We start from the raw sequence: 17,242 nt of genomic DNA, 5'->3' as shown, positions 1-17,242 counted from the left end.
CATGCGCCTTGGCAACCTGCTCCAGCTCGGAATCAAGGAATTGCGCGGACTGGCACGCGACCCGGTGTTGCTCGTGCTCATCGCCTATTCCTTTACGTTCGCGGTGTATGAGGGTGCCAACACGCTGCCGGAGACGCTGAACCGCGCCGCAATCGCCGTCGTCGACGAGGACCATTCGCCGATCTCGACGCGCATCGCGATGGCATTCACCGCTCCGTACTTCTCTACACCTCGGATGATCTCGCAATACGAGATGGACCGACGGATGGATGCCGGCCTCGACACGTTTGCCCTCGACATCCCGCCGGACTTCCAGCGCGACCTCCTGGCGCGGAAGGCGCCGTCAATCCAGCTCAACGTCGACGCGACGCGCATCTCGCAAGCCTTCAACGGCGGCGGCTATGTCGAGCAGATCGTCGGCGCCGAGATCGCGGAATTTCTGGCGCGAAACCGCCAGGCTCAGGCACCGCAGATCGACCTCGCACTGCGCGCCCGTTTCAATCCGGAGCTGAAGAGATCCTGGTTTGGCGCGGTCGACCACCTCATCATGTCGATCACCATGCTCTCGATCATCCTGACGGGCGCGGCACTGATCCGCGAGCGTGAGCACGGCACCATCGAGCATTTGCTGGTGATGCCGGTCACGCCGCTCGAAATCATGGTCAGCAAGGTGTGGTCGATGGGAGCCGTGGTGCTCGCGGCCTCGGCGCTGTCGATCGCCTTCGTGATCCAGGGATGGCTGGCGGTCATGATCGAGGGCTCGGTCGCACTGTTCCTGCTCGGCGCGGCGCTGCATCTGTTCGCCACCACCAGCATGGGCATCTTCCTCGCCACCGTCACCGGCTCCATGCCGCAGTTCGGGTTGCTCCTGATGATGACCCTGCTGCCGCTGCAGACCCTGTCGGGCAGCATGACGCCGCGGGAGAGCATGCCGCTCTTCGTTCAGGACATCATGCTGGCGGCGCCCAACACGCATTTCGTGATGCTGGCGCAGGCGATCCTGTTCCGCGGCGCGGGCCTCGAGGCCGTGTGGCCGCAGCTGGCCGCGCTCGCCGTGATCGGCGGCGTCTTCTTCGTCATCGCGCTGCGCCGGTTTCGCGCGTTTCTGGCCTAGCGGACGGGGCCGCAAGCGGAGCAGCTTCCGTTGCGGTCCCCGCGTCCTCGTCGTCCGTCACCTTCACGAACAGGTCGGGGACGCGCTTGACGCGATCGAGCAGCCAGGCCGCACCGGTCATGATGACGATGCCGGCGAGAGAGACGGCGAGTTGCTCCCACACGCCTTCCGAATATTGCGTCAGGATCCAGTGCGCGGAGAACGACAGGAAGACGCCCAGGCAGAAGATCGGCAGCGAGTGCTGCCCGCACAGGATGACGGGGCGCAGCCAGACCGAATGGAGCGCCGGCCATTTGCGCGAGACGCAGCAGGTCACCAGGATCGCCAGCGCGAGGAAATGGCTGAAGCGCAGCAGGTCGAGGTTGGACTTGTCGATCGGGTAGATCGCCTTGATCATCCATTTCGGGACGAAGGCTTCGAGCGCGTGGAAGTGCCAGGTCATCACGATGAGAAAGGCGAAGACGACCCACGCCGCCGCCAATGCCATCGCCGTCCTCGACCAGACCCATCTGCCGATCTTGTCGATCTGTCCGATGCCGCACCAGGCGGCGAAGATGAAGATCAGCTGCCAGCACAACGGGTTGAAGTACCAAGTCGTGCCCGGCGGATAGGAGGCGATGTTCCAGTCGAACCAGCGCGCCAGCCCAAAGAGCACGACGGAGCCGGCGAGCGTCAGGTTCGGCCGGCGCACAAGGCACCAGACGATGAAGGGCGAGGCGAACACCAGCGTGATGTAGAGCGGCAGCACGTCCAGATTGACCGGTTTGTATTTCAGCAGGATGGCCTGCTCGATCAGCTCGTCCGGATGCGCCAGGAAGTTGAACACGTTGAACTCATGCGCATACATCGGATTGTCGAAGCGGCGCGCCGTCCGTGCGACCTGCGCGGTGAACAGCAGGAACAGCATGATGTGCGCGACATACAGCGACAGAGCGCGACGCCAGAGCCGCTTGAGCGCGGCGAGGAAGTAACCGCCGGCGATGACCGGCCCGTAGAGCCAGCCGACCAGATAGCCGGAGATGAAGACGAAAACCTCGGCAGCGTCGCTGAAGCCGTAGTCGCGCAGCGTGAGCCAGGCCACGACCTCGTGCGGGATGTGATCGAGGAAGATCATCCACAGGCCGATGCCGCGGAACAGATCGAGCCGAAGATCGCGCTCGATCGGCGACAACAGGGCCTGCTGGTCCCGTGTGATCATGGCCCCGCCTCTCCAGCCGGGCGCCGCGCCATGGCAAACATCTCGATCAAAAAGTCATCCGGTCCCCGGGGCTGGTGTCAACGGTAGCCGAGCTTGGCCTTCATGCAAGGGACTTGTCATTGGCGAACGGGGCACCGCTGGGCGATTCTGCGCTCCGACCTCGAGCAGCGCCGATTCAAAAACTCGAAAACAACCCCATGCACAGTAGCGAGGGCCGCCTAAGCGCTTGCTTTGACTACGAAACTCAAATGACCCGTCGGGCAGGAAAATCGGCGCAACGGTATGATCGCACGGGCAACGACGAGCAACGGTCAGGCGGGCCGGTCGTCCCGGGCGAGCATCCCGGCCAGCATCGCTTCGGCCTTCTGCTGGAGCGGCTTGGCGCCGCTTTCGGAGGCGATCGCGATCGCCGCGCGCAGGGACGCCAGGACGGCGGCCTTGTTCGCCTCGGAGGCGGCAGGCGTCACGACGGCTTCGCCGACCAGGGCCTCGGCCTCGAGGCCGGAAAACCCCTGCTGGCGCGCGGTGTTGCGTGCCTCGCGCAGCATGTTCTGCGCCGCCTGACCATCGCCGAGGCGCCAGGTCGCGAGCGCGAGGTAGATCGAGCTGCGCAGCACGGCCGAGGTATAGCCGACCGCCCTCGCCTCCTCGCGCGCCTCGGTCAACATGCCGCGCGCCCGGTCGAACAGCCCCTGCTCCAGGTAAGCCATGCCGAGATGGCAGGCGAGCACCGGCACGAACAGGCGGATGCCGTGCTTCTGCGCCAGCACGAAGCCGTCCTCGAGAATGGCGGCGGCAGCTGTGGGATCGTTCTGACCGAGCTTCAGCCAGCCGCCGCTATAGGCGGCGGCGACGCGATCATAGGGCCGGCCCGTCTCCTCGGCGATCGCCTCGGCCTGTTGCTGGAGCTGCCCGGCGGCGGCGAACTCGCCCATGACGGTGTGGGTGATGCTGTTCATCATGCAGCAGAGGAGGAGGAGGTATTGCGGAGTCGTTCCGATGGGCGCATGGGCTTCCGGGTCGAGCAACCGGGCGCGGACCGCAGCCAACAGTTTTTCGGCGCTATGATAACGGCCGGCGACAAAGTATGCCTGCCCGAGACCATATTGCGCCAGATTGCTCCAGCCTTGATTGCCCCAGTCCGCCGCCAGGCGCACGACGGCCTCGCCGATAGCGACGGCCTCGCTCGGCGTTCCGTAGAAATTCTGCGCACTCGCTCTCACCGTCATGGCCGCGACTTTACGCTCGACGTCATTGATTGCGTCGGCCCGTTCCTCAGCTTCATTTCCGAGTTCCAACGCCCGAGCAACTGAACCAGACCACATGAAGGCCATCCGCGCCTCCATCCGGAGATCAACCGCGTCCGCCTCGCGCGACCGAGTTATTGGAGTTTTGTCGAGCGAGTTCATCGCGATTTCAAAGTAGTCGGCGGCATCCGCATAAGCCGAGCGCACCAGACATTTTCGTGCCGCGGCTCTCCCATAGCTAGACGCCTTCTGCCAATTCTTCGCTCGTGTCGCGTGATAGCAGAGCCTCTCGGGAGCATCGCGCCATGCTTCGTCGTTCTCGAATGCGGCCACGACGCGAGCATGTAAATTCTCGCGCACCTTTTCGACCATCGAGTCGTAGGTCACCTGGCGAACCATCTCATGCCGAAACTCGAGAGCGTCCTCCACCTCGCTATCAATCCTGACCAGCAGTTCGGCGCGATCGAGAGTAGAAAGGCAATTCTGCAACGCCTCTTCAGGCAGCCCGACGACCTTCCGCAGCATCGCTTCGCTCGATCGCTGACCTAGCGTTGCGGCGATCTGGAGAATGAAACGCTCCTGCTTCGACACGCGATCAAGCCGTGCCGCGATCACGCCTTGGATGCTGGCGGGGATACCGAGTTCATCAATGGGGCGCACGAGAGCAAGATCACCCCACTGACCGCGAAGCGTCCCACTATCCTTCAGCCCACGGCAAACCTCTTCGATGAAAAGGGGGACATTGGACGTATGAGAAATGATCCGATGCTTGAGGTCGGCATTCGTCTCGGAAGGACCGAGCATGTCCGCCAGCATTGCCAATCCAGAATCATCGTCGAGAGGCCGCATCGCGACGACTTCCGCGTGACAACTGGCGATCCAAACCGGCATGCCATCCGGCCGCGTGGTGAGAAGCACCAAAAGACCTCGCGCTCGTAACGAAGCGATCATGGCCACGACCGTGTCGCTCGCTCGATCGATCCAGTGCAAGTCCTCGATCAAAAGCACCGTGCGCTGGCGATGGGCCATACCTTCGATGATTGCGCAGCTCGCATCGGAAATCGCGCGTCTTCGAGCATCAGGCTCCAGGTCGTTCCACTGCGGATCGGATATGGGCAAATCGAGCACCGCATCGAGCGCGCACCGCTGAATCGCGGGCAGGTCCTTACGAGGATCGGCGGGATCATCGGGATCCTTTGCGGCCGCCTCCAGGATCGGAAGCAACACGCGCTTGAGCGTGCTGAACGGCGCTCCCTGAAGGTTTGGGCTGCACTCGGCGGCGACAAGGCTCCAGCCCTCGGCCCGCAGCCCCTGCGCGAACTCATGCGCGAGCCGGGACTTTCCGATTCCAGCATCGCCCAACAGCAGAACCGTCTGGCGGAGCTCGCTCGTTTCTTCGGCCGCACGCGCCAGCAGGGCGCGCTCCGTGGTGCGGTCGACGAACCGGGAGATGCTCCGCGCCCGTCGGACCCGCCAGCTCGACAGGTCACTCGCGCCCATAATCCTGTAGACCGGCAGGGGCTCATTGAAGCCGCGCAGCGTCTTGGACCCTAAAAACTCAAAACGGACGTGCCCATCCGCAAGGCTCTGGCAGGCTTCGGACACGTAGATCTGATTCGCCTCGGCAGCCGACTCCAGCCGCGCGGCCAAGTGCTGCGCAGCACCACCAATCTCGTAAACCTTGGAGAACTCGCTTGCGACCATGTAGGCGACGACGTGGCCGGAATGCAGGCCAACACGCACCTGAAGTCCGGGATCGCCCAGGCTCGCGACGCGCCGGACGAGTTCGATGGCGGCATGGCAAGCCAGCGGCGCATGGTTATCGTCCGCGATAGGGGCACCGAACACCGCGGCAAGCCCGTCGCCAAGCTCTTTGCTGACGATGCCGCCGAACTGCCGTACCGCGCCCCTCATCGCCGCCAAGGCCGGCTCCAGGCGCAAGACCGCCTCTTCCGGTCCCAACTCGGCAACGAGACCGGTCGAATCGATGACATCGGCGCGGAGGATCGTCACAAACCTCCGCTCATTGTCGGGATCAAGGCGATGCCCGACTGCTGCCCCGCATTTGCGGCACCAGCTATCGCCTGGGTCAATCATCGACTGGCACGCCTGGCAATTCATTCCTGCGTTCTCACCGGGCGCGGAGATGGCGCGCTCAATTAAGCGTAAGATTACCGATCGGGATATCCATGGCAATCAGTCTCGCACAGAACACAACTTATTGGGGTAGCTCTCTGGACGCGACGCTTTCTTGGATGGTAGCGTCTAAGAGCAGGCACTAGGCGGCGGATAAGCTTTGATACCTGGGCCACGAGCCCAGCAATTTCGATTGGGGAAAAGACGATGAGCGGACTGGCATATAGCGGCAAGGCATTTCGAGACTTGATGAACGCCAATTACTATCCCCTGGCGAACATGAAGAAGAGCGTCGCCAAGCTCAAGGCGTCGGACGACATCGATCTGCCGACCCTGGAATACGGCCAGTACCACCTGATCCTGACCCCACCCTCGAAATGGCCACAGGGAAGCGCCAAGTACTGGCACAAGGAAAAGGGCCGGGCGCGCGTCGATCTCAGCACCCAGCCGAACACCGTCCCCCTTTCCAGGGACGAGCCGGGCGTCATCCCGCTGACGCGATGCGACCTGCTCGATGCCTGCGTCCGGAAGTGCTTCAACTCCGAGCCGCCGATCCCGATGAAGACGAAGATCATCACCCACGCAGCCAGCGACGCCTACGCTCACCGGCACGAGATCCGGCTCGAGTGGGAGTACAAGAAGGGCTCGGACACGCCGACACTGCTCAATCTGACGATGGTCTGTCCGCACAGATCCTGAACACGATCCGAGCCCCAGGGGCGGATGCTCCGATGGAGACGCCCGCCCGCCAAGCGAAAGAAGACAGTCCGTTGCCGCCGACCGCGCAGGCAGCTGCGAACAAGCTGCTCGACGGACCGGTCCTGCACACGCTGCTCTCACTGGCCTGGCCGAATGCCATCGCATTCTCGGCCGGGACGCTGGTCGCGATCGCGGAGACATCCTACATCGGACAACTGGGCGTCGAATCGCTGGCGGCGATGGCGCTGGTGTTTCCCTGCGTGATGCTCACCATGAGCGTTTCGGGGGCTGCCATGGGTGGGGGCGTATCTTCAGCTATTGCGCGCGCGCTCGGCGCAGGTGACCGCGATCGCGCCGAGAGCCTTGCCACACACGCGCTTCTGATCGCGGTCTTCTTTGGCCTCGTCTTCATGCTGGGCATGCAGATGGGCGGCAGGCAATTACTGCAGCTGCTCGGCGGCAGGGGCGACGTGTTGGCGCAGGCAATCGCTTACAGCGAGATCTATTTCGGCGGAGCGGTGCTGACCTGGCTGGTCAATATTCTGGCCAGCATCCTGCGCGGCACCGGCAACATGAAACTGCCGTCGATGATGATCGTGAACTCCGCGATTTGCCAGACCATCCTCGGCGGGACGCTCGGTCTCGGCCTCGGTCCCGTGCCGCAGTTCGGCATGCCGGGAGTCGCTACCGGTTCTTTGATCGCTTATTCGATCAATATCGCGATCATGGCCTGGTATCTGTTCTCGGGCCAGAGCCGCATCGCTCCCCGGCTGCGCGGGTTTCGCATGCAGTGGCCCCTGTTTGTCGACATCCTCAAGGTCGGCATGGTCGCCTGCCTCTCCCCGCTGCAAAATACGCTGACCAACCTCATCTTCACCCATATGCTGGCCGTGTTCGGCACCGCGGTTCTCGCCGCCTATGGCATCGGGGCACGGCTCGAATACGTGCTCGCGACCATTGCCTTCTCCGTAGGCATCGGCTCGGTACCGATGATCGGGGTAGCGGTCGGCGCGGGGCGCATCCCGCGGGCCCGCCGTGTCGCCTGGACGACCGGCCTTGTCGCGCTCGTTGTGGTCGGAGGGCTCGCAAGCGCGGTCGCGCTCTTCCCGGATCCGTGGGTTAGCCTCTTTACCGACAATGCCGAAGCGCACGCCGCCAGCCGGCAATATCTCCGGACCGTCGCCCCGTTCTATGCCTTCATCGGGCTCGCCTCGGCGATGTACTTCTCGTCGCAGGGTGCCGGCAACGTGCTCGGTCCCGTGCTGGCGCAAACGGCGCGCCTGCTCTTCATCATCCTTGGCGGCTGGTATCTGACATCGCAGGCGGCAACAGCCGAGAGCTTCTTCATGCTGACGGCCGCGTCGATGATATTGCTCGGCCTTCTCTCTTGTGCAGCAGTTGCGTTGACTCGCTGGGGGCCGCGCATGACCGGCGCAAAGGGCTCGCTGAGCTTGGCGAATGCGGCGGACAAATAGCAGCGCAAGGTCACACCACGACGCTCTCAGGTTGCTTTCGTTGACGCCGCATCTGCACGAATGGTAGCGTTCGCAGTTGTAAGCTTTGGGGCACAAGCGTGGTTCATCATGGGCCACGCGGCTTTGGAATGTCTCGCCGGCACGCGTGCCAGTGCTCAGGCGAAGATCGGGAGCGATCGATGGGCGGAATTTACGACGACCAAAACTACAAGAACCTGATGAACGCCAACTACTACCCGCTCGAAAACATGAAGAAGAGCGTGGCGAGACTCAAAGCCTCCAAGCAGATCGACATCGAGACGATGGAATACGGCCAGTACCAGCCGATCCTGTCGCCGCTCGAGACGTGGCCGAATGGCAGCGGCAAGGTGTGGTTCAAGGCGCTCGGCCATGCCCGGCTTCAGCTCACCGCGCAGCCCAACACCACGCCGCTCTCGAATGACGAGCGCGTCGTGGTGCCGCCAACCAAATGCGCGCTGCTGGATGCCTCCATCCGCAAATGCTTCAACTCGGAGCCGCCGATTCCGATGAAGGCCGACATCACGCAGCATCAGCAGGACGACGTCAATTCCGACCAGCACGAGATTCGTCTGGTCTGGGAATACGGCAACGGCGAAGACCAGGCGCCGACGCTGCTCAATCTGACCATGGTCTGCCCTTACACGACCAAGTCGCGGAAGGCGGATGCCTCGGCAGAGGTTCGGCAGGAGCACTCTGCCAGGTAAGCTGCGCCACGGCAGCGGCCGGCCCGCGCTCCTGCTGGTCCGCTCGGAGACCGTCCCAAAACAAAAATGGCCCGCTCGCGCGGGCCATTTTCGTCCCGGATCCGGTCAAATCCGAATTTTGGCGCGGGGATAGGATTTGAACCTACGGCCATGAGCAGGCGGACACCCCGTCTAATCAACTGACAATCAATATGATCCCATCTGAAAATACTCTTATGCCGCCGGAGGCGTGGTGCCACCTGGCCCGACATGGCGGGTGAACGCGGTGAACGCGCTCGCTGCGCGATCGGAGACACGTTCGGCAACGCCAGCGTCGCTTGCCCGAAGCACCGTGGCTATTGCGCGGCGCCGAGAAAGTCGACGAGGCTGAAGGGCGCACGCTCACCCAGGCAAAGGTCCAGGACCCGGTGCGCGTCCACGGCAGCGGCCTCGCTGCGCGAGAACATCACCGCCTCATAGGCGGCCAGCGCGCCCTCGATGTCTCCAGCCCGAGCGGCTATGGCCTCGCCAAGCTCGGCCCCGTCGAGCATCGCCAGGTTTGCGCCGTCGCCGGCCGGCGGCGACAGATGCGCGGCATCGCCGAGCAGCGTCGCGCCGGGCGTGCGATTCCATCGGTGACCAACTGGCAGCGCATTGACCGTTCGCAGGACCAGCCCCGTGTCGCTACCTGTGATCAATGTGGTGAGAGTCGATGTCCACCCGTCGAATTCGGCTGCTATCCGGGCTTTCGCGATCGCTGTGTCGTTGAAGTCGATTTCTGCAAACCACGCCGCAGGTCGCATCAGTTGAACGTAGGTGTGAAGCGCGCCTGCCGGCTCCCGGTGCGCGGTGATCCCCTTGCCCGGTTCGAGCGCGAACATTCCGCCGGCTCCGACCGCCACAGCCGTTGCGGGGAATCGCCGATCAGCGTCGTGCAGGTAGGCCTCGACGAAGGACACGCCGACATAGGCAGGCTCCGCGTCTGACAACAGCGGGCGTACTTTCGACCAGGCGCCGTCGGCGCCGACAAGCAATTCGGTCTCTGCAGCCGAACCATCGGTGAAGGTCAGCTCGTGACGACCGGCGCCACAGGGCGTGGCTCCGACCAGTTTCCGCCCCCACTGGATCGTCCCGGCAGGCAAGGAGTCGATGAGGATGCGCCGCAGCTCGCCCCGAAGCACCTCGGGACGCCTGCCATCTCCGGGCTGGTCGAGCAGCACGTTGCCGTTTCGGTCGAGCGCGCGCGTCGCGTCGCCGCCCTCGTGAACGATCGCGCGAAACGGGTCTGTCAGGCCGGCCGCAGCGAGCGCGCGCTGACCGTCGTGTTCGTGAACATCGAGCTGGCCGCCTTGAGCGCGCGCGCTCTCGGAGGGCTCTGCTTCATAGATCGTGGCAGCGATGCCGTGGACGTGGAGTACACGGGCGAGGGTCAGGCCGCCCAAGCCTGCACCAACAATAGTAACGGAGGCGGTCATGGTGGTCCCTCGAGAGGATTGGAACAGTGTTCCATATAACATGGATTGGAACGACGTTCCAGGTATGCCATGGTGGCGCATGTCAAAACGGGCCCACCGGTCGGCGCGGCGCGCGGACGCCCTCTCCAAGGCGCGGATTGTTGAGGCGGCGATCGAGATTCTCGATGCGCGCGGGGAGGCCGCTCTGACATTCCGGGCGCTGGCGACACACTTGGCGACGGGCAGCGGGGCGATCTACTGGCATATCGCCGACAGGAACGGCCTCCTTGGCGCCGCGACGGGCGATGTTCTCGCCCGCGCTCTGGCGAAAGTGGCCAAGGAAAAGGAGCCAAGGGTCGCGATCCGCGCCATCGCGCTCGCGGCATTCGATGCGATTGACGCTCACCCCTGGGCAGGCGCTCACCTTTCCCGCGAACCATGGCATGCCGCGGTTGGAGAGATCTTCGAACGCATCGGCGAATGGCTCCAGCCGCTTGGCGTCCCTGTGCATGCACAATTCGACTGCGCCTCAGCGCTGACGAACTACATCCTCGGTGTGGCCGGCCAGAACGCGGCCAACGCCCGCACGCTTCCGCGCGGAACGGATCGCAAGGCCTGGCTGAAGGGCATAGCCAGCGGCTGGATTCAGGATGATCCCGAATCGCGTCCATTTCTTCGGCGGGTGGCGGCACAGCTGAGCGAGCATGACGATCGGCAACAGTTCGTCGCCGGCGTCGACTTCATCCTGGCGGGCGCCTGCGTCAAGCGAAACGCCTGCAGCGCAATGCGATCAAGATGAAACGCCATCGCGCTGCAGGTTGTTGTTTGAGCCTGATCTTGCGGAAATCCGCTGCACACCTTTCCGGATCATGCTCGAGGCGGGGCGGCGCTCAAGCTTCCGCGGTTTGCAGCTGACATGTCCGGCCTTCCGCCATGCACCGCCGAGGCCAAAGATATCAGGCTTCCTGAGCGCCTTCTTTTTCCCGATGCTGCACGAGCCGGCACTTTGCCGGCCCGCGCTCTTGCTGGTCCGCTCGGAGACCGCCCCCAAAACAAAAATGGCCCGCGCGATGCGGGCCATTTTCGTCTCGGATCCGGTCAAATCCGAATTTGGTTGCGGGGATAGGATTTGAACCTATGACCTTCAGGTTATGAGCCTGACGAGCTACCGGGCTGCTCCACCCCGCGTTAAACACCTGCGCGCCTTCAGTTTAGTCCCGGGGACGATCGGTTGAGGCCTGCGCTGTTCGCGTGGCTTTTCTCGTCCGTCCCAAAGGCTTCCTTGGAAGGCAACCCCGGGCAAGCCCTCGGGTGCGGGGCGTATGTACCAACCCAAGCTGCCTTTGGAAAGGGCTGCGGGAACGTTTTTTTTCGACTTTATGACAGGGGAATCGACCGATTTCCGCTGCGTTCCCTGCGCTCTTGCCAGAAGTTCCACAAAGGGCCAGCTTGCGGCAACAAGATGAGGGCCGAAACGCGCCCTCGAGGGAGAAACGCCGTGGACAAATCCGCAACGAGCGCCCCGGTCCGAGCGCTGGAGGAGGCCTTCCACGCCATGGTCGCGCGGTCGCGGGACGAGCCGGCGCCCGGCCTTGCCGAGCGGCTCGACCGGCTGGCGCGGCTGCGCAGCGTCGTCGCCGACAACGAAGAGCGTTTCCGGCAGGCGATCTCGGCCGATTTCGGCCACCGCTCGGCGGTCGAGACCACCATTGCCGAGACCATGCTGCTGTATTCGGAGATCCGGCACGCCACAAAGCACCTGAAGTCCTGGATGGCGCCGCAGCGGGTAGCGACCGCGCTGCAGTTCCTCCCTGCGCGCAACCGGCTGATGCCGCAGCCGCTCGGCGTCGTCGGCATCATCGCGCCGTGGAACTATCCGCTGCAGCTGACGCTGGCGCCCGCCATCGGCGCGCTCGCCGCCGGCAACCGCGTCCTGATCAAGCCGAGCGAGCTCACGCCGCATTTCGCAGGTCTGCTGAGAGAGACGATCGCCGCGAGGTTCGATGCGACGGAGCTGCTCGTCACCGGCATCGAGAGCGAGATCGCGCAAGGCTTTGCGCGCCTGCCGCTCGATCATCTCGTGTTCACCGGCTCGACCCGGGTCGGGCGGCTGGTCGCGGAGGCCGCGGGGCGCAACCTGACGCCGGTCACGCTCGAGCTCGGCGGCAAGTCGCCTGCGATCATCGACGCCTCGGCCGATCTCGAGGAGGCCGCCGAGCGCATCGCCTACGGCAAGCTGCTCAATGCCGGGCAGACCTGCATCGCGCCGGATTATGTGCTGGTGCCCGAACCTGCATTGCAGGCCTTCGCCGAGAAGGTGCGCGCCCAGATGCGGCGGATGTTCGGCACCGATCCTTCGAACAAGGACTACACCTCGATCATCTCGGACCGGCACTATGCCCGGCTCGAGGGCCTCGTCGCGGACGCGGCGCAGCGCGGCGCAAAAATCCTGCAGCCGGCGAAGGCGGACGACCCGAACTGGAAGGCGCACCGCAAATTCCCGCCGACGCTGATCGTCGGCGCGACCGATGCGATGGCGGCGATGCAAGAGGAGATCTTCGGCCCGGTGCTTCCCGTGCTCGGGTATCGCGATCTCACCGAGGCCATCGCCTTCATCAACCATCGCGACCGGCCGCTTGCCCTTTATTGGTTCGGCAAGGACGGCGCCGCGCGCGACGAGGTGCTGGCGCGCACCATCTCCGGCGGCGTCACCATCAACGACTGCCTGTTTCACTTCACGCAAATCAACCAGCCGATGGGCGGCGTCGGCGCATCCGGCACCGGCGCCTATCACGGCGAATGGGGCTTCCGCACGTTCAGCAAGCTGAAGCCGGTGTTCTACCGCTCCAAGTTCAACCGCCTCGCCGACCTCTATCCGCCCTATGGCGGCAAGATCGCGCGGCTGGAGAAGCTGATGCGGTTCATGTCGTAGCTAACAGTCGTTCTGGGGCGATGCGCAGCATCGAACCCGGAATCCATTCATCCGCATCAATGGTGGTGAGATGGATTCTCAGGTGCGCAATTGCGCACCATAGTTCGCGCTACGCGCGCCCCGGAATGACGAGAAAGAAAATGCAGGGGGAAACAAACATTGACTGACACATTCGATTTCGTCGTCGTGGGCGCGGGCTCAGGCGGCTGCACGGTGGCGGGGCGGCTGTCGGAGGATGCGGGGACATCCGTCGCGCTGCTCGATGCAGGCGGGCGAAACGACAGTTGGCGGATCACGACGCCATTCGGGCTCGCCCTGCCCTACCAGGCGGCCAATTGGGCGTTCGATACCGTGCCTCAAAAAGGGTTGAACGGCCGCATCGGCTATCAGCCGCGCGGCAAGGGTCTTGGCGGCTCCTCGGCGATCAACGCCATGGTCTACATCCGCGGCCACAAATCGGACTACGACCACTGGGCTTCGCTCGGCAACGCCGGCTGGTCGTTTGCGGACGTGCTGCCCTATTTCAAGGCTTCCGAGAACAATTCCGATTTCGACGGCGAGTATCACGGCAAGGGCGGCCCGCTGCATGTCAACCGGCTGCGCTCGGACAATCCGATCCACGATATCTTCCGTCAGGCCGCACGCGAGGCGCAGTTCCGCATCCGCGAGGACTTCAACGAAGACGACCACGAAGGGCTCGGCAGCTACCAGGCGACCCAGCACAATGGCGAGCGCTGGAGCGCGGCGCGCGCTTACGTGCAGCCCCACATGGATAAGCGCGCCAATCTGCGCGTCGAGACGGGCGCGCACGCCACGAAGATCCTGTTCGAGGGAGGGCGCGCGGTCGGCATCGAATATTTGCAGGGCAAACAGACGAAGCAGCTGCGCGCGCGCCGCGAGGTGATCCTTGCCGGCGGCGCCTTTCAGTCACCGCAATTGCTGATGCTGTCGGGCATCGGCGATGGCGAGGCACTCGGCAAGCACGGCATTGGCGTCGTCCATCATCTGCCGGGCGTCGGGCGCAATCTGCAGGACCACCCGGATTTCGTGTTCGTCTACGCCTCCGACTATCCGCACTTCGTTCACGCCTCGCTCGGCCGGCTGCCATCCCTGCTCCGCGCCATCCAGCAATATCGCCGCGAACGGCGCGGCCTGATGACCACCAATTTCGCCGAATGCGGTGGCTTCCTGAAGACCCGGCCCGATCTCGACGTGCCCGACATCCAGCTTCACTTCGTCATCGCGATGCTCGACGACCACGGCCGCAAGAAGCACAAGGAGGCGGGCTTCTCGTGTCACGTCTGCCTGTTGCGGCCGAAGAGTCGCGGCAGCGTCTGGCTGAAAAGCGCCGACCCGCTCGCAGCTCCCATGATCGATCCGAATTTCCTCGGCGAGGAAGAGGATGTCGAGAGGATGGTCGCAGGCTTCAAGACGACGCGCCGCCTGATGGAGACGCCGGCGCTGCGCGCGCTGCAGAAGAAGGACATGTTCACGGCCGACGTGCGAACCGACGACGACATCCGCAACATCCTGCGCGAGCGCGTCGACACCGTCTATCACCCCGTCGGCACCTGCAGGATGGGGACGGATGCGATGGCCGTGGTCGATCCGGCCTTGAAGGTGCACGGCGTCGAGGGATTGCGCGTCGTCGATGCCTCGATCATGCCGACGCTGATCGGCGGCAACACCAATGCGCCGACCATCATGATCGGGGAGAAGGCGGCGGATATGATACGGGGGGAGATGCGGGCGGGTTAGTCGCTGTTTCCGCTTTGTCGTTTCAGTGAGGCGCGAAACTGCCGCGTCATCCTCCGCTGTCGTCCCCGCGAAGGCGGGGACCGTCCGGGACGACAGCGGAGTGAAACTCGCTTGCCGAGTAATACGACGGCAGTCAATTCAGCAGGAAGCCACCATCCACCGTCACCACACTCCCCGTCATGTACCGCGACGCCTGCGAGGCCAGCAGCAGGATCGCGCCGTCGAGATCGGACTCGGCGCCGACGCGGCGCTGCGGGATGCGTTTGGCGAGACGCTCGCCTGCGGGCGTCGACCAGAAGGCGTGGTTCATCTCGGTGTCGATATAGCCGGGTGCGAGCGCGTTGATGCGGATGTTCTGTCCGGCGAGTTCCAGCGCCATCGCTTTCGTCGCCTGAATGATGCCGGCCTTGGAGATCGCGTAGGGCGACACCGCCTTCAAGACGCCGGTGCCGAGCACGGAAGCGATGTTGACGATGTTGCCCGACTGCTTGCGCGCGATCATGCGCCGCGCGATCTCGGTCGCCAGGAAATAGGCGCCCTTCAGATTGGCACCGATCACCGCGTCCCAATCGGCCTCGGTCTGCTCGGTCGCGAGCTTCTCGATGGCGATGCCGGCATTGTTGATCAGCACCGTGACGGGGCCCAGCGCCGCTTCTGCCGCATTCACGGCCGCGGCGATCGAGGCGATGTCGGTGACGTCGAGCGCGATCGCAGCAGCGCGGCCGCCCTTGCCGCGGATCTCCTCCTCCAGGCTCCTCAGCTTGTCAGCCTGCCGCGCCGCGAGCGCGACCGCCGCCCCATGGGCCGCCAGCACCCGGGCAAATTGCCGCCCCAGCCCCTGGCTCGCGCCGGTGACGAGGATGGTTTCTTTACTGACGTCGAATAGGTCTGACATTGGCACAATCCCTGGACTTTTGGAGGCATCAATACAGACGATTTTATCGATCTGAAACCGGAATGATCGGTTCGGCGTTCATTCGTTCCACCGAGGCAGGGCTTTGCTCATGAACAGTTTCGATCTCGCCGTCTATGCCGCGCTCGCCGTCGCGGTCGGCTTCGGCTTCAGGACCGGCCTGCTGCGCAGCGCCATGACCATCCTCGCCTATCTTCTCGCTGCACCGATCGCAGTCGCGCTGATGCCGCTGATCGCGCCGCAGATTGCAAGCAACCCGAATTCACCGCTGCTGCAGAACTGGATCTGGCTGTTCGGCATCTTCGTGGTGGTCGGCATGCTGTTCGGGCATATCGGCCGCATCGCGCTGAACGACACCATCGGCGAGGCCGGCATCGGCGACCGGCTCGGCGGCGCCGCGCTCGGCGCCATCAGGGTCGGCCTCGTCGCCACCACGCTGGTGCTGGTGTTCGACCAGATCGTGCCGGCCAACCGCCAGCCGCCGTTCCTCGCCGGTTCGCATCTGCGGCCGTTGTTCTCCACGGTCGGACAGATGGGCTTCAAGTCGCTGCCGCCGGAGGCGGCCTCCGCGATCGACCGCCTCAAGCAGGAGCAGCGCATCTGACGCGCGATAGGATCGCGCTTTGTTCTTGGGCATGATCTTTCCGGAAAACCGCCAACACTTTTCCGGATCATGCCCGCGCATTTGCATCGCTGGCGCACGGTCGCATGCATTTTGATGCGGGCCCATCCCTTACCAGCCGCGCCACATTTGGCTAGAGTGCCGCCATCCAAACCTGCCTGCTATTTTCGGGAGTGAAACTGTGGATCTTGGGATCAAAGGTCGCCGCGCCATCGTCTGCGCATCCAGCAAGGGCCTCGGCCGTGCCTGCGCCATCTCGCTGGCGGAGGCCGGCGTTGACGTCACGCTGACCGCGCGCGGCACTGAGGCTTTGAAGAAGACGGCGGACGAGATCCGAAAAGCCCATCCTGATGTGAAGGTCACCGAGATCGTCGGCGACATCACGACGCCGGCGGGCCGCGAGGCCGTGCTGAAGGCCTGCCCCGAGCCCGACATCCTGATCAACAATGCCGGCGGCCCGCCGCCCGGCGATTTCCGCAACTGGACCCGCGACGACTGGATCAAGGCGATCGACGCCAACATGCTGACCCCGATCGAGCTGATCAAGGCGACGGTGGACGGTATGATGGCGCGCAAGTTCGGCCGCATCGTCAACATCACCTCGGCCGCGGTGAAGGCGCCGATCGACATCCTCGGCCTCTCCAACGGCGCCCGCGCCGGCCTCACCGGCTTCATCGCCGGCCTGTCGCGCAAGACGGTGATCAACAACGTCACCATCAACGGCCTGTTGCCGGGCCCGTTCGAGACCGATCGTCTGACCAGCACCGCGAAGGGCGAAGCCGACAAGCGTGGCATCACGCCGCAACAGGTCCTGGCCGAGCGCGCCAAGCTCAACCCCGCCGGCCGTTTCGGCCAGCCCGACGAGTTCGGCTATGCCTGCGCCTTCCTGTGCGGCGCCAAGGCCGGCTTCATCACGGGCCAGAACATTCTGCTGGATGGCGGCGCATTCCCGGGGACGCTCTGACGTCCCCTCGCTCTCTCCCCGTCCTG

At 64.2% G+C, this 17,242-nt stretch carries 14 protein-coding genes and 1 tRNA gene; 9 read left to right on the top strand and 6 right to left on the bottom strand.

Translation table 11 applies throughout. The features are described from left to right. Window position 1 precedes the first annotated feature (1 nt). Window positions 2-1,114 carry an ABC transporter permease gene (locus TSA1_RS03710; protein ID WP_100175166.1) on the top strand — a complete coding sequence of 371 codons (1,113 nt, stop codon included), beginning with the start codon at window positions 2-4 and terminating at the stop codon, window positions 1,112-1,114. Here TSA1_RS03710 and TSA1_RS03705 read toward each other — a convergent pair. Both TSA1_RS03705 and TSA1_RS03700 read right to left on the bottom strand, forming a co-directional pair. Continuing rightward, a complete protein-coding gene (locus tag TSA1_RS03705) occupies window positions 1,077-2,312 on the bottom strand; it encodes an OpgC domain-containing protein (RefSeq protein WP_100175165.1) in 1,236 nt (411 codons plus the stop codon). The genes TSA1_RS03710 and TSA1_RS03705 overlap by 38 nt on opposite strands. A 311-nt stretch (window positions 2,313-2,623) precedes the next feature. Next, entirely contained in the window at window positions 2,624-5,680 is a 3,057-nt protein-coding gene (locus TSA1_RS03700; RefSeq protein WP_100175164.1) for an ATP-binding protein, read from the bottom strand. 222 nt (window positions 5,681-5,902) lie between these two features. On the opposite strand from TSA1_RS03700, the gene TSA1_RS03695 reads away from it, so the two are divergent. The 3 genes from TSA1_RS03695 (at window position 5,903) to TSA1_RS03685 (ending at window position 8,594) form a co-directional block, all read left to right on the top strand. Next, window positions 5,903-6,394 (top strand): hypothetical protein, encoded by a 492-nt coding sequence (locus TSA1_RS03695; protein WP_100175163.1) that lies wholly within the window; start codon window positions 5,903-5,905, stop codon window positions 6,392-6,394. A 32-nt stretch (window positions 6,395-6,426) separates the two neighbouring features. Beyond that, complete coding sequence (locus TSA1_RS03690) at window positions 6,427-7,869, top strand: MATE family efflux transporter (protein ID WP_100175162.1); 1,443 nt, start codon at window positions 6,427-6,429, stop codon at window positions 7,867-7,869. A gap of 179 nt (window positions 7,870-8,048) precedes the next feature. Beyond that, window positions 8,049-8,594: a hypothetical protein gene (locus tag TSA1_RS03685; protein WP_100175161.1), complete on the top strand. Its 546-nt coding sequence runs from the start codon at window positions 8,049-8,051 to the stop codon at window positions 8,592-8,594. 335 nt (window positions 8,595-8,929) lie between these two features. Here the strand turns inward: TSA1_RS03685 and TSA1_RS03680 are convergent, their stop codons facing one another. Further along, window positions 8,930-10,048, bottom strand: coding sequence for an FAD-dependent oxidoreductase (locus TSA1_RS03680; protein WP_100175160.1), 1,119 nt, complete (start codon window positions 10,046-10,048; stop codon window positions 8,930-8,932). 79 nt (window positions 10,049-10,127) lie between these two features. Here TSA1_RS03680 and TSA1_RS03675 point away from each other — a divergent pair, with 79 nt between their 5' ends. After that, window positions 10,128-10,826, top strand: a complete 699-nt coding sequence (locus tag TSA1_RS03675) for a TetR/AcrR family transcriptional regulator (protein WP_210248333.1) — start codon at window positions 10,128-10,130, stop codon at window positions 10,824-10,826. Here the strand turns inward: TSA1_RS03675 and TSA1_RS38725 are convergent. Both TSA1_RS38725 and TSA1_RS03665 read right to left on the bottom strand, forming a co-directional pair. Next, the gene (locus TSA1_RS38725; RefSeq protein ID WP_145984262.1) at window positions 10,818-11,108 is read right to left on the bottom strand and encodes a hypothetical protein; all 291 of its coding nucleotides are present in this window, start codon (window positions 11,106-11,108) and stop codon (window positions 10,818-10,820) included. The genes TSA1_RS03675 and TSA1_RS38725 overlap by 9 nt on opposite strands. A gap of 30 nt (window positions 11,109-11,138) precedes the next feature. Continuing rightward, window positions 11,139-11,215 (bottom strand) — tRNA-Met (locus TSA1_RS03665). Between the two features lie 310 nt (window positions 11,216-11,525). Here TSA1_RS03665 and TSA1_RS03660 point away from each other — a divergent pair. Beyond that, window positions 11,526-12,959 (top strand): coniferyl aldehyde dehydrogenase, encoded by a 1,434-nt coding sequence (locus tag TSA1_RS03660; protein WP_430649759.1) that lies wholly within the window; start codon window positions 11,526-11,528, stop codon window positions 12,957-12,959. Window positions 12,960-13,118: 159 nt separating this feature from the next. After that, complete coding sequence (locus TSA1_RS03655; RefSeq protein ID WP_100175156.1) at window positions 13,119-14,717, top strand: GMC family oxidoreductase; 1,599 nt, start codon at window positions 13,119-13,121, stop codon at window positions 14,715-14,717. 133 nt (window positions 14,718-14,850) lie between these two features. On the opposite strand, the gene TSA1_RS03650 is transcribed toward TSA1_RS03655, so the two are convergent. After that, entirely contained in the window at window positions 14,851-15,612 is a 762-nt protein-coding gene (locus TSA1_RS03650; RefSeq protein WP_100175155.1) for an SDR family NAD(P)-dependent oxidoreductase, read from the bottom strand. A 109-nt stretch (window positions 15,613-15,721) separates the two neighbouring features. Here TSA1_RS03650 and TSA1_RS03645 point away from each other — a divergent pair, with 109 nt between their 5' ends. Both TSA1_RS03645 and TSA1_RS03640 read left to right on the top strand, forming a co-directional pair. Continuing rightward, window positions 15,722-16,234 carry a CvpA family protein gene (locus tag TSA1_RS03645; protein WP_100175154.1) on the top strand — a complete coding sequence of 171 codons (513 nt, stop codon included), beginning with the start codon at window positions 15,722-15,724 and terminating at the stop codon, window positions 16,232-16,234. A 199-nt stretch (window positions 16,235-16,433) separates the two neighbouring features. Continuing rightward, window positions 16,434-17,216 carry an SDR family oxidoreductase gene (locus TSA1_RS03640; protein WP_100175153.1) on the top strand — a complete coding sequence of 261 codons (783 nt, stop codon included), beginning with the start codon at window positions 16,434-16,436 and terminating at the stop codon, window positions 17,214-17,216. Window positions 17,217-17,242: the final 26 nt, after the last annotated feature.

Origin of the sequence: Bradyrhizobium nitroreducens (genome assembly GCF_002776695.1) — a bacterium.
In the GTDB taxonomy this organism is placed as follows: Bacteria; Pseudomonadota; Alphaproteobacteria; order Rhizobiales; family Xanthobacteraceae; genus Bradyrhizobium; species Bradyrhizobium nitroreducens.
Note: the sequence above shows the minus strand (reverse complement) of the source record. Positions and strands in the feature narration are given on the sequence as shown.